Origin of the sequence: uncultured Maribacter sp. (assembly GCF_963975365.1) — a bacterium.
GTDB lineage: Bacteria > Bacteroidota > Bacteroidia > Flavobacteriales > Flavobacteriaceae > Maribacter.
In genome coordinates this window covers 1-13,575 of the sequence record NZ_CAXBGF010000001.1, presented here as the reverse complement: position 1 = coordinate 13,575, position 13,575 = coordinate 1, and the positions used below count along the sequence as shown (strand labels likewise).

14 protein-coding genes are annotated in these 13,575 nt (G+C 41.6%); all 14 read right to left on the bottom strand.

What is annotated here, in order from left to right:
• Positions 1-119: 119 nt before the first annotated feature.
• The 14 genes from AACZ49_RS00070 to AACZ49_RS00005 all read right to left on the bottom strand — a co-directional run bounded on the left by AACZ49_RS00070 (position 120) and on the right by AACZ49_RS00005 (position 13,447).
• Positions 120-401, bottom strand: coding sequence for a chorismate mutase (locus tag AACZ49_RS00070; RefSeq protein ID WP_339650372.1), 282 nt, complete (start codon positions 399-401; stop codon positions 120-122).
• A 26-nt stretch (positions 402-427) separates the two neighbouring features.
• Positions 428-1,747, bottom strand: a complete 1,320-nt coding sequence (locus tag AACZ49_RS00065) for an MFS transporter (RefSeq protein ID WP_339650370.1) — start codon at positions 1,745-1,747, stop codon at positions 428-430.
• A 30-nt stretch (positions 1,748-1,777) separates the two neighbouring features.
• Positions 1,778-2,758 (bottom strand): PDR/VanB family oxidoreductase, encoded by a 981-nt coding sequence (locus tag AACZ49_RS00060; RefSeq protein ID WP_339650369.1) that lies wholly within the window; start codon positions 2,756-2,758, stop codon positions 1,778-1,780.
• A complete protein-coding gene (locus tag AACZ49_RS00055) occupies positions 2,758-3,825 on the bottom strand; it encodes a Rieske 2Fe-2S domain-containing protein (RefSeq protein WP_339650367.1) in 1,068 nt (355 codons plus the stop codon). Before AACZ49_RS00055 ends, AACZ49_RS00060 begins: the two co-directional genes overlap by 1 nt.
• 10 nt (positions 3,826-3,835) lie before the next feature.
• A complete protein-coding gene (locus AACZ49_RS00050; RefSeq protein ID WP_339650365.1) occupies positions 3,836-4,825 on the bottom strand; it encodes an alcohol dehydrogenase catalytic domain-containing protein in 990 nt (329 codons plus the stop codon).
• A gap of 14 nt (positions 4,826-4,839) precedes the next feature.
• On the bottom strand, positions 4,840-5,952 hold the full coding sequence (locus AACZ49_RS00045; protein ID WP_339650363.1) for a hypothetical protein: 1,113 nt from the start codon (positions 5,950-5,952) through the stop codon (positions 4,840-4,842).
• Positions 5,953-5,972: 20 nt separating this feature from the next.
• Positions 5,973-6,509 (bottom strand): DUF3237 domain-containing protein, encoded by a 537-nt coding sequence (locus AACZ49_RS00040; RefSeq protein WP_339650361.1) that lies wholly within the window; start codon positions 6,507-6,509, stop codon positions 5,973-5,975.
• Between the two features lie 5 nt (positions 6,510-6,514).
• Complete coding sequence (locus tag AACZ49_RS00035; protein WP_339650359.1) at positions 6,515-7,405, bottom strand: amidohydrolase family protein; 891 nt, start codon at positions 7,403-7,405, stop codon at positions 6,515-6,517.
• 117 nt (positions 7,406-7,522) lie between these two features.
• Positions 7,523-8,821, bottom strand: coding sequence for an MFS transporter (locus tag AACZ49_RS00030; RefSeq protein ID WP_339650357.1), 1,299 nt, complete (start codon positions 8,819-8,821; stop codon positions 7,523-7,525).
• Between the two features lie 6 nt (positions 8,822-8,827).
• Positions 8,828-10,672, bottom strand: a complete 1,845-nt coding sequence (locus AACZ49_RS00025) for a feruloyl-CoA synthase (protein ID WP_339650356.1) — start codon at positions 10,670-10,672, stop codon at positions 8,828-8,830.
• A gap of 12 nt (positions 10,673-10,684) precedes the next feature.
• Complete coding sequence (locus AACZ49_RS00020; protein ID WP_339650355.1) at positions 10,685-11,215, bottom strand: DUF3237 domain-containing protein; 531 nt, start codon at positions 11,213-11,215, stop codon at positions 10,685-10,687.
• Positions 11,216-11,232: 17 nt separating this feature from the next.
• A complete protein-coding gene (locus AACZ49_RS00015) occupies positions 11,233-12,009 on the bottom strand; it encodes a crotonase/enoyl-CoA hydratase family protein (RefSeq protein WP_339650354.1) in 777 nt (258 codons plus the stop codon).
• Between the two features lie 6 nt (positions 12,010-12,015).
• The gene (locus tag AACZ49_RS00010; RefSeq protein ID WP_339650352.1) at positions 12,016-12,783 is read right to left on the bottom strand and encodes a 3-hydroxyacyl-CoA dehydrogenase; all 768 of its coding nucleotides are present in this window, start codon (positions 12,781-12,783) and stop codon (positions 12,016-12,018) included.
• 205 nt (positions 12,784-12,988) lie between these two features.
• On the bottom strand, positions 12,989-13,447 hold the full coding sequence (locus AACZ49_RS00005) for an AraC family transcriptional regulator (protein ID WP_339650350.1): 459 nt from the start codon (positions 13,445-13,447) through the stop codon (positions 12,989-12,991).
• Positions 13,448-13,575: the final 128 nt, after the last annotated feature.

Here is a 13,575-nt window from a genome sequence, read left to right as displayed (position 1 = left end):
TATGCCAAAGAACGCTAGTACGCCGGTAATCTTACTATAAAACAGTACCCCGTTTTAATTTGAATGATACGTGGAGTTACTTTTAATTAGAGCCGATGCATTTGGTTTTTTACCACAGATCAACCTTCTACGATCTGCTTTTGTACCCGAACCGATTCGTCATGTATGGTGTGTAAAATAGTACCAATATAAGCTTCGGATAAACCTTCTTCCTTTCCTTGTGCTATACGGGCCGCTAACAACTCTTGCCAGCGTTGTCCTTGTACAATGGGCAAATTCTGCTGCTTCTTGTAATGGCCAATGGCATGTGAACATCGCATACGTTTTCCTAGCAATTCTAGGATTTTAACGTCGATGGCATCAATGGTTTTTCGTTGGTCTTGCATAAACGGTGAATTCATATCCATAACATTTTAGAGCAACTAATTTATAGATCCAGATTCTTTGAAGGTATAGAATAGGCCAATACCGCCGCAATCAACAACGGCACCGAAAAGATAGTAAACAAGGTTTCTATAGACAATTGCCAATCTGACAAAACCCCAAATAGCAAAGGCCCCAAAATGGCACCGAACCTACCGATGCCCATGGCCAAACCTACCCCTGTAGACCTAATTTTTGCCGAATAGACTCTTGTTGCAATTGGGAATAAGGTATTGAACCCCCCTTGCACAAAAAAGCCGATACAGAAAATCAATATGAACATAATGACATATGTAAGCCCCACATTGGCATACACCAACATGATCAAGAACGCCGTAAGCAAGAAGACCAAAATGGTTTTTTTAGGCCCTACTTTATTAGCGAAATAGCTCATGGCCAAAACACCCAATAATGCACCCAAATTCAACATCATACCTGCATAGGTGGCCATTTCAAAAGGCATGCCCGAATCTTTGGCTATGCTTGGAACCCAACTCATTAGGGTGTACAGGGTTAGGAAGCCAAAGAAAATTGCGCCCCAGAGTCGTAACGTAGAAGGTTTCAACTCAACGGAGAGTACCTTTTTAAGATAGATGTTTCTGGAATGTTCCGGTTCATTTTCGGTTTGTGGGTCTAGCGTTACGGTAGCAATATGTTCCCCTTTCTGCATGCGAACGAGTAATTTCTTAATGTCCGTCATTTTGTTTTCGTCCTTTTTATTGGCTAAAAAATCGATGGATTCCGGCATTAAAAAGTAAACCGCCAACAGCATGACCAAGGAAATAGAACCGGCAAACAAATAGGCGAAACGCCACCCAAATTCCGGTACCGCCCAAGCTGCGAAAATTCCCGTAAGTATAGCGCCTAAAGGCCAACCGCCTTGAATAAGACCTACATTAAAATCGCGGGAAGCATTATTGGAATATTCAGACGTTATGGCCGCCATGGTAGGAAGTATTCCTCCAATTCCTATGCCGGTAAGTACCCGAAGCACCAACATTTGTGTGTACGATGAAACATAGTAACAGCTCAGCATACCGACCGTATTTAAGATCAATGCAATGATAAAGAGTTTTCGACGCCCAATTTTATCACCAAAAGGAGCCAGAAAAAAACTGCCCAAGGTCATCCCGATAAGTCCCATACTAAAGATCCATCCCATTTCACTTTTAGTAAGGCCCCACTCCGAAATAATTTCCGGCCCGGTATAAGAGACTACCAGCACATCCATGCCATCGTTCATATTCAATACAAAACATAGGAAGACTACCATGATCTGGTAACCGGACATGGGGGTGGTATCTATTAATTTTCTTAGTTGCATGTTTGGTGTTTTGGTTGGATTTTGGTTTTTTTATTTTCCGCGATAAGCGGTATCAATGGTTAGATTTCCGTTTGCGACCCGACTTACACAGGCGCACATTTTTTTATTCTCCCCTTTTTCTTCTTCTGTAAAGAAGAAATCACGGTGATCAATAGCTCCGGTATAGGATATAATATCTATTTGACACAGGCCACATTCCCCTTTTTTGCAATCGTACATCACCTCGATTCCTGATTCTTCCAGAGCGCTTAAAATGGTTTGATTTTTTTTTACCTGAAGTTCTTTCTGAAAACGGGGTATGTTTAACGTGAATGCCTGTGGGGCAAATAGACCCGAAGCACCAAAGGTCTCAAAACGTAAATTTTGGTTGTCAAAAGAACTTTCTTCCCACGTTTTTCTTACCGCGTTCATGAGTCCTAAAGGTCCACAGAGATATACCAGTGTTTGATCATTTACAAGTTTTAATATTTGCGCGGTGTCATACAGGCCTTGCTCATCGCTATAATGAATTGTTAGTCTATCTTTTAATAGATTTTTTAACTCCTCTACATAAGGCATCTCTTTTTTGGACACCCCCAAATAGAGCATCTGAACCTTTCTACTGGCTTGGGCCGCCAGTTGCTTGGCCATACCTAAAATGGGTGTAATACCTATTCCCCCTGCGATCAGCAAATAATCTGGGGCAGTAAAATTAAGTTCAAAATGATTGGTAGGTTGAGAAATTCGCAATTTGTTACCCTCTTTCAAGCGCCACATATATTCAGAACCCCCACGACTGGCAGGCAATCTTTTAACGGCAATTTTATACGGTGAACTAGTTCTATATTGCCCAACTAACGAATAGCTTCTTATCTCTGGATGACCATTGATCAATACCGATACGTCTATATGTGAGCCTACAGAAAATCTTTCGGTGCCGCCATTGGGTGCAATCTGAATTTGCATCACATTGGCTGCAACCTGTTCTGTGTGTATAACTGTAGCGTCTTCCCAAGTATTTCTAAACCGCATTATCCGTTGTTTTCTTTAGCTACCATTTTATCGGTCAATCGTCTGGCCCACATGGCACCCGCATCAATATTCAAATTATAAAATTCACGATTTGGATTTCTGTTTATGGCCTGTTGTTGTGCCTCCAATATTTCCTCGTCCTGGGCAAAAATACCGGTTACACCATTTACAAGTTCAGTGGTATTGCTTTGATCTTTTAAATTATAGTTCCTGACAAAGGCCCAAAAGTAGTAACAGGTCTGGTTGGTAGATGGGGTCATGGTATTCAACACATACCCATTTACCCCTTGTGAGCGGTCCCCTTCCGGAGCGCCCGTATCAGCAATGGCTACGCCGACATCAATATTCACGGTTGCCGGTGCTTGAAATTTTATGATCTGCCACCGGTCTACCAAACCGTCGTACTTCATTTTTTTGTTCATTTGACCATGCCAAAATGGAGGCGGGTCTATGCCCTTCATCCAACGGATTACGGTTGCCGTATGTGCATCGTAATGTACATCGAATGGAGCTTCGGCCACATTTCTGTCCCCAATACTTTCGGAGTGCACAAATGTCTCGTGCGTGAGGTCCATTAAATTATCAACGATCAATCGGTAATTGCATTTGGCTTCTATCAATTTACCATCGCCCGCCCACTCCGGATCGTCGTTCCAATGCATATCCGGTATTTTGGCTTCGTCCGCCAAAGCGGGGTCGCCCATCCACACCCAAATAAATCGGTATTTCTGAATAACGGGATACGAACGTACACATGCAGAAGGATTGATGGTTTCCTGTGACGGCATGTACGAGCACCTGCCATCACTATTATATTCCAAACCATGGTAGCCGCACACTACGGTATCTCCTCGTAAGCTTCCTTTGGACAAAGGCAATAAACGATGCCAACAGGCATCTTCTAGGGCAACTGCCGTACCATCCTTTTTACGAAACAATACCAAAGGCTTATTGCAAATGGTTCTCGCAAGCAACTTATGTTTCAATTCCACATCCCAGGCCGCAGCATACCATGCATTCATGGGAAAAGACTCGTTCATGGTAAAAGTTGTTTTTTGAGCTGACATGGTGTTCGTGTTATATGTTGATTACAATTTTTGTTTGATTGCCCTCCGCAGCGAGTTCCATAGCGGACTGTAAGCTGGACAAGGGCATATATTTTGAAATAATACAACTAGGTTGAATTGTTTTTGAGGTGATCAGTGCTATCGTTTCTTTAAAATCTTGCGGATGGTCATAGATCAAGGAAGGTAAAATTCGGATACCTTCCCGCACCAATCGCAACGGTTCTATTTCGGCCTTATCACCGGACAGTCCCAAAAGAATTATTTCTGAACCTCTTGGGGCATTTTTAGCGGCCATGGTGACCGTTGTCGCCACCCCGGCACATTCAAAAATAGAGACTACGTTATTTTCTTTCCAAATCTGACTTAAATTTTGACCGACCGCTGGCAAAGCGCCCATCGATTCCGCCAATTTCATTTTATCGGTATTGATATCCGACACACAAACTTTATAGCCCTTTGCAATGGCAAGATGGGTCAATAATAGACCGATGGCCCCCAGACCGATAACCGCAATGGTACTTCCCGGTTTTGCCGATGATACCTGTAAGGCATGGACACCCGCGGCCATGGGTTCAATGGTAACGGCATCGTCATCTGACACCTTTTTAGAAATGGCCCAAGCAAATTGGGATGGTAATACTACATATTCCGCAAAACAACCGGCTTCTGTTAGCCCGATTGTGCGTTTGTTGGGACAAATAGAACCACGGGCAGAAGTGCAGAAAGCACATGCACCGCAAGGGATATTGGGTTCTATGACCACTCGTTCGCCAATTCTATTGGTAGGAACCCCATTACCAACGGCATCTATTTCCCCTAAGCCTTCATGACCAATTATCGTAGGTTTTTCAAGTGTCCTATGGCCCAAGAACAGATGTACATCAGAACCACAGATACCTACTTGTCGCATTTTTACACGCACTTCTCCTTTCACAGGATCTGGAGTGGATACCGTCTTTTGTTGTATGGTTTTCGGTGTTTCTAAAAATGCAGCGTTCATTTAAATCAGTTTACTTATTCAACAGCACCAGGCGCAGGCTTTTCTCCTGTTTCTAGCCACTTTAATAAACTTACCAACGCCTGTTGGGTTTCTTCCGGGGTAAATTGGCAATGCCCTTGGCCCTTGGTATATCGTACGGATAAAAATTCCGTTTTATCCTTATTGATGACCATATTCTCAAAATTGGTAACGCCATATTGAAGAGGGATCAATTGATCGTAAATGGTATGCATTAAAACCACCGGTGCATTGATATCGCCTGTTCGGTCGTATTTTTCAAAAAGTAGATTGGCATCTACGGTGGCCGCTACACGTTCCGCTTTTTGGTTTACCTCCCAATCATTTGGGAAACCGTTATAGACCGTATTGGTATTGTCAAAAGGATTACCACCCGCTTTTTGAGCCAGGTCGCGCAACACATTTTCATTAAAGAACAACGAAAATGGCAAATCCTGGAATTTTAGATTAAATCGGTTTGCAAAAGCCACACCTAAAAGTGAATCTTTGGTAACTATGGCCTTGGTAATTTCTTGTGCCCTAGAAACCATTTTGCGGCTATCCTGGGCCGTGTACGGTTTTTCTAAATCGAATATATCCGTTAGGCTTGTAATTACATTTGGAAACAGGCCATTGAACGTGGCATACATATCAAACTCCTTTCGGCATTGTAAATAGGGCCTGCTAGAGAGCGGACATAAGGCCAAACCGCCTTGGTAGTTTTTGCCAAAATTCTCTAATGTGGCCAAGGTAATACCACCGCCCATAGAATGCCCGGCCATAATGGTCTGCTTTGGCTGACCGTATTTTTCGATGAAATAGATACGTAAAGCCTCGGTATCATCAACACCCTGCGACAAGGCAAAACCTTGGTACGCATAATCGGATGCTGCAACGGCATAGCCTTGACTTAAAAAGACGTTCATATTTTTTACAAATTCGGGATTTTCGCTCTGTAAAGGCGAACCCATAAAGGCATATCCATGTGCGTACATGACCAAACCTTTATTCCAATTATCCGGAATAAAAATTTTAAATGCCGCACCATCAATGGTACCTGATTCTTCTTGAACAGGAGTCTGTGACCAAATAGTGGAAGACACCAATAAAAACAATAAGATCTTTTTCATTTTCGATATTTAAACGATTCTTATAAAACTTTCCAAACTTGAATAGAAACATACTCTTTTGTGGGCACCCCTTTACAAACAAAAATAGCATTGTTCATCCAGTTGTACGGGCTATCTATCGGCGCATTAAATTTTGGGGCCGCCCTAAAATAAATTCGGTTCCAATCTATTGTCTCGCCATTTTTTAATTGTTCTGCTACTGCCGGATCTTTATAAACAACACCTTCATTTCTGATATGAATAAAGATACCATCATCTGTTTTGATACTATAAATAGCTTCAATTTCTGTGCGGGTATCTTCTGCATTTACAAATTGATAATCGGCGCCACCGGCCAATACGGTGCCCTGTAATTTTGGGCCCTTAAATGTTCCTCCGGTTATAGGGATAATTCGACGTTCGCCATATGGTGTATTGCCTACCACAAAGCTGTCGCTTGTCGTTACTTTTAACTCGCATACAAATTCCAGATCAGGTTGCTCATATTCTTGGGCAATAGCCCAGTTCATAAAAAATACGACCAGTAAAAGCAAAAGTGATAATGGCTTATTTTTCATATTATTTATCTTTTTTTCGTATTATCTTTTTTTCGTAGTCCCAACATATCAATCGCGTTTTCCTTTAAAATGAGTTGCTTTACTTCATCCTTAAAACCGGCTTCCTCAAAATCCTTTAGCCAGCGTTCTGGGGTGATCAAAGGAAAATCGGTACCGAACAACATTCTCTTTTTTAGCAACGTATTGGCATATTGCACCAGTTGTTTTGGGAAATATTTAGGTGACCAGCCACTTAAATCGATATACACATTAGGCTTGTGCATGGCCACGGACAATGCTTCGTCTTGCCATGGAAAACTAGGGTGCGCGATTATAATGGGGTTATCCGGAAAATCTATGGCCACATCATCCAAGTGCATCGGGTTGGAATATTCCAATCGCAAACCGCCGCCGCCGCGCACACCCGAACCATATCCGGAGTGCCCGGAATGGAACAACATGGGCAATTTATATTCCGCAATAACCTCATACAAATGATAGGCCATACGGTCATTTGGGTAAAACCCTTGTACGGTTGGATGGAATTTAAAGCCCTTTACGCCATAATTCTCGATAAGATTACGCGCTTCGCGTGCACCCATCCTACCTTTATGTGGGTCGATGCTTGCGAAAGCGATCATGACATCGGGGTTTGCCATGGCGCCTTCTGCAACTTCCTCATTGGGAATTCTTTTCTTACCGACTTCATGCTCAGAATCGATACAGAACATAACGAAAGCCATATTTTGGGCACGGTAATAATCGGCCGTTTCTTGTATGGTAGGTCGCTCATCGGTCTTAAAATACTTGGCAAAAGCCTCATCAAATTCGGGTCTAAAATCATCATGGGGCTGGCAACAGGAACGCTCCGCATGGGTATGTACATCTATAGCCCTTATTTTATCAATATCTATCATTGTAGTAGTGTTCGTTTTTCGTTTGCTATTCGCTGTGCGCTGTTATTCTTTATTCTCTTTTACTTTCTTTAAACTTATTGGGATCTTTCATTTACCCCTACTTAAACTGATTTAAGCTTATGAAATCTCTTTGGATGACAGATAAAAAGTCACTATTCCTGCAAAGAATATGGGTACGGCAAAAATCATAAAGGTCGATGCCATTAAAAAACCCATTCCAATTAAAACGCCGCCGACCGCTGGCCCAATAACGCCACCCAAACGTCCCATACCAATGGCCCAACCTAATCCGGTTGTCCTGAATTCCGTCGGGTACATTCTTGCCGCAACGGCATACAGCCCAACAAAACCACCTTGTAGGGTAAAGCCCAAGAGTGCAAATACAAAAAGTAGCCAATCGGACCCGATAAACCATTTAAAGACAACCATTAAAACCGCTGTTAGTACCAAGAAAACGGCAATCGTCTTTTTAAGTCCGAATTTAGAGGAGAAATACCCTTGAACAATGATTCCAAAAAATGCGCCGACATTAAAAACGGTACCAGCATAAATAGCTAAGGACAGCGATAAACCCGTGGTTTGTGCCAATTTTGGAATCCAGCTCGTCAAAAAATACAAACAGGCGAAGGCCAAAAATAAGGCCGTCCATAATTGTATAGTGGAGCGTTTAAATGTGGAGTTCAATAATTTGCTTACCGGTATGCCAGAACCTTTTGAAATTCTTTCGGGGAGTTGCGCCAATTCTGCCAATTTCATCTTTTTAAGAATGCTGTTCGCTTTTTCCAAAGCCATAGCCGGCTGTTTGTTGAGATAAAAATCGATGGATTCCGACAGGAAGAACAAAATTAATGGAATGGTCACAAAAGAAGCCAGGCCTGCCAATTTGAACATGGTTTGCCAACCACTTGCCGGTACAACCGAAGCCGCTACCAAACCAGATAAAACCGCACCAACCGGATAGCCGGAGATAACGAAACTTACCCAAAAATCCTTTGTTTTGTTCGGTGTAAATTCTGCCGTTAACGCTGCGGTACTGGCCAACATACTGCCAATGCCTATACCGCTTAAAAAACGCAATAAAATTAATTGAGGAACCGTGTTGGTCCACGCGGTTAAGATAATACTGGTACCCATAAGCAAGGCACTTAACAGGATCATTTTTTTACGTCCCATGTGATCCGCGAAAGGTGCCAGAAACAATGCACCGATGGTCATCCCTGCTAAACCAGAACTGAAAACGATACCCAAAGCCTCTGGTCCTACGCTCCAAGATTTTGCAATTGCAGGGGCACAGTAGGATATGACCAGCACGTCCATACCGTCTAAAATATTCATTAGAAAACAAACCAAAATTGTGGTGTACTGCAATTTGGACATGGCACTTTGGTCGATCAAATCTTTAATTTTCGGTTGCATAAGTGGCTATTTAGTTTCAAGAACCCCTTCTTGCAGGGTGTCCGAGTATAATTTTTCTACAATTGTTTTTCTGTTGGATAGGATACTTCGTTGATTGATGGAACCTTTATCCGTTATTTCCCCTTTATCGATAGAGAGCTCAAAATCGGCCAAAAACGCTCTTTTAATGAAGGTGGAACTTCCCGTTCTTTCCTTACCCAAGGCATTCAATATATTTTGAACTTCATTTATGATGATAGAATGGTTAAGTAAAGCCGTTAAATCCGTCTCTGTTGTACAACCCATTAAATTGTAACAATGGTTGACATCTGGAAATAGTATGGCACATAAATAATCCTTATCATGACCCGTAATTACAACGTCCCGTATCATTCCGTTACCCGCCGTAATAAGTTTAGAGCGCAAAACGCCTACACTTACCCAAGTACCCGAGCTTAATTTAAAGTCTTCCGCAATTCTACCATCAAAGAGCATTCCTTCGTTTGGATCATCGTTATTTATAAATTTTAGAGCATCACCCGTTTTATAAAATCCTTCTTCATCAAATGCCTTTGCGGTTGCTTCAGCATTTCGCCAATACCCGGGGGTTAGGTTGGCCCCTTTAAAACGGGCTTCCAATTTATCCCCATCCGGAATAAGTTTCACCTCTAAACCAGGCACGGGGACACCCAACAGTCCAGAAATGCTACCATATCGTGTATTGAACATGGCAGATGGACTCGCTTCCGTCATACCCAAACCAGATGCTATCAACAATTTCTTTCCGGTAGTTTTTAAGGAAAGTTCCTCCAGGCCATTCCATATATGTTGCGACATGCTTGCACCGGCATAGAAGAACATTTTTAATCGAGAAAAAAACAACGTTCGTAACGCTTTATCCTTTTTTAAACAACTTATTAATTCTTCAAAACCTTTTGGCACGTTAAAGTATACCGTTGGCGCAAAATCTTGCAGGTTTTTAATGGTTACTTCAATTCCTCTTGGTGTCGGGTTACCTTCGTCAATGTATAAACTGCCGCCATTATAAAGTGTTAATCCAAAATTATGATTCCCGCCGAAAGTGTGGTTCCATGGAAGCCAATCCATGAGCTGTAAACCGCCATTTTTAAAAAAAGGAAAGGTTTGCGTAATCTGCTGCCAATTGGTGGTCATGTTCTTGTGTGTATTGATGACTCCTTTTGGTAATCCTGTAGACCCAGAGGTGAACAATACTTTTGCAATGGTATCGGGGTTTATCAAATTATGGGCATTTTCCACTTCTTTCGTTACTTGGGTTTCTAGGACCGAAGCAAAGGAAATGGTATTGGCAGAGCCATTTTTTACCGTAATTATAGGCGTATTTGTTGAAAGTGCCTGTAGAGCTTCTGAAAAAAGAGCTATATCCTGAACAAAGATTAGACCGGGCGTCAAGAAGTCTATGCAGTGTTTCAGCTTGGCATAATCAGTAGATTTTAAAGCATAGGCCGGGCTGATAGGAGCATAGGGAATGCCTACATGCATTGCGGCCAAGGCAAAAAGACCATGTTCCAGACTGTTGCCAGAAAGTATGGCGATGGGTCTTTCTTTTGAAGCTCCACTGTCTACTATAAACTGACCTATATGCTGAATTTTTTGCCAGGCCTCTAAATATGTCAATGTTATCCAACTCCCATTTTTCCCCCGTTGTGCCAAGAAAACGGTTTCAGGAATATTTTGTGCCCAATAGGCTAAACATTCGGTAATTTTATTGGGATGCGACCCCAAAGGAATATTCGATTTTAAATAAATGGCATTGTCCTTTCCCGTTCGTTTTTGAATGTCAATGGGAAGGGTATCTATTTTTAAGTAATTGGTTGTAGTAGTAGGTATCATGTTTTACACCTTCTAATTTACTTGGTAAAAACGAATAACAACTTCGGTTTCCAAACGTGCTCCACTGGCAACTGCAATGATTTTGTTCAACCACTTATATTTTTCGTGCGAAGTTTCAAAGGTGGCCGCAGTTCGCATATAATACTCACTGGGGTCTACAAACTCACCTTTTTTCATGCGTGCCAAAATATCTGGGGAAGCGTGCCGAATACCTTTATTTACGATATAAATAAGTGCACCATCATCTGTCTGTAAGGTGTACTGTGCTACCAAATCTGCTGTGCCGTCTTCACGAACGGTCTGCCAATCTGCACCACCAGAAAGTATTTTACCTTTAAGTTTAGGTCCTTCAAAAGTGCCCCCAACAATATTAATGATACGGCGATTGCCATAGGTTGTATTACCTACTTCTATAGCAGGTTCTAGGAGAACGTTCTCCTCAAATAGAAATTCCAATTCGGGTTCTGGTACTTTGCTCTGAGCAGCTATCTGTAGACAGCTCAAAACAAATAAAAAAGTCAATACATTAAAAAAAGTCTTCATGGTGTTGTTTGCTAAAATTATTCTCCAACTTTTTTGGCCCTTCCTTCCAAAAAGTCCTTTAATCTTTGTTTTGCCTCTGGGGCATCTTGGGAAATTGCACTGGTCATAGACTCCAACATGAGGCCAACATCTTGTCCGCCTTCAACAATTCTGGGTAATACATTTGTAAGGGCATAATTGGTCATTGGCGCGTTACCACTAATTTTGTTTGCGAGTTCCAATGCTTTTTCCATGCCTAAACCATCTTTTTCAACATATTGTGAAAACCCTACCAAATAACCCTCATCTGCTTTATAGACCCTGCCCGTAAGCATCATATCCGTCATGCGCGCCACCCCGATCAGTCTTGGAATGCGAACCGAGCCACCGCCACCAACAAAGATGCCCCTTTGCCCTTCTGGCAAGGCATAAAAAGTTGTTCGTTCGGCAACACGAATATGACAAGCACTTGCCAGTTCCAATCCGCCACCTACACAGGCACCGTTAAGAAGTGCGATTACTGGAGCCGGACTATTCTGTATCTGATCTAAGGCCCTGTGCCATTTTCTGGAATGAAAAACGCCTTCTGTAGAATTGGTTTCTTTTAGGTCCGATAAATCCAGACCCGCACAGAAATGATTTCCTTTACCATAGATGATTACACTTTTTATGGTATTTGGCATATGTATAAATACATGTTCCAATTCTTCTATGGTTTCCGTATTTATGGCATTACGTTTCTTTTCCCTGTTCAGTGCGATAGTAAGTATTGCACCATCGGCATTGACCAATAAATTGGTATAGTTGTTTTTCATAAATTTTTATTTTGCGGCCATCCGTATAGCCCCGTCTAGACGAATGACTTCACCATTAAGCATTTGGTTTTCAATGATATGTTTGGCCAAAGAAGCATATTCATTAGGTCTTCCCAAACGAGAAGGAAAAGGTACTTGAGCGCCTAAGGATATTTTTGCATCTTCGGGCAGGCCCATTAACATTGGAGTTTCAAAAATACCTGGGGCAATTGTCATCACCCGAATGCCGAAACGGGCAAATTCCCGGGCAATGGGCAAGGTCATGGAAACAATGCCGCCCTTTGATGCCGAATAGGCCGCTTGCCCAATTTGGCCATCAAAGGCTGCGACCGAGGCCGTTGTAATAATAATGCCACGTTCACCACTTTCACCGGGGGTATTACCCTGCATTACATTTGCGGCCAAACGTAAAACGTTAAAAGAACCTATAAGATTTACTTGAACTACCTTTGAGAAGCTAGAGAGGGAATGCAATCCTTCTTTTCCCAGTACACGATGCGCAGGACCGATACCGGCACAACAGATTACGCCATGTATTGTGCCAAATGCATTAACACCGGCATCTATCGCTTTATTAACCTGCTCTTCATTGGTGACATCCGTAGCTGCAAACAAAGCTTGGCTACCTAGGTCTTTAGCAACAGCTTTACCTATTTCTTCATTGATATCCAACAACACTACAAAGCCTTTATTCGCTACTATTAATTCTGCAGTGGCCAAACCTAAGCCGGAAGCGCCTCCACTAATTAAAAATACTTTATCCTTTATATCCATCTATTTAATTTGGATTAGATCATCTATTTAAAAAAGTATACCTGCCTATAATTGAAATCCAATAATCTTTGAATATGACAAATTACTACATATTCAATTACTCTGTTATGAATACTATAATTTAAAACTTCAATTATTATGGTAAAGAAAATAAAAAGTTAAAAGGATTATTAGGTAAATCGTATCCAATTTTATGCAAAATCAATCAATTTTCTATTTTACGATACGCTGTAGGAGTCATTCCCGTCCAGGTTTTAAAAAACCTGGAAAAATCACTTTGGTCCATATTTCCGCTTTTAAAGGCAATTTCGCCAACGGATAAGTTGCTTTGTTTCAGCAAAACCTTAGCCTCCAAAATGCGCATTTCTGTTAGTAAGTTATGTGCCGACTTACCGGTAACCGCCTTTACACATTTATGTAAATGATTTTTAGAAATAGCTAAATAGGCCGCATATTCTGCAACGGTCTTTTTCTCGTTCACAAATTGTTGCAAGGCATTCAGGTATTTTTCCGTGATACGGTTAGCGGCTTTTCGATTCTTCTTATTTAAGACCGATACCATGGATTGCTTATTTATTTCGATAAACATGGTAATCAAGTAAAAAGGAATCAATTCAAAACGATCCTTTTCGCCTAGCTTATACTCCTGTTCTAAAATCCCCAAGATTTTTAAGATGGGCGCTGCGTTTAAAATTTTATACAAAGGACTTGCCGTAATGGAGAAAAATGAAAAATCTTACTGATTATCCGTTTAGTATCATAATCCCGTAATATTGGCAATCACCAGCCTAT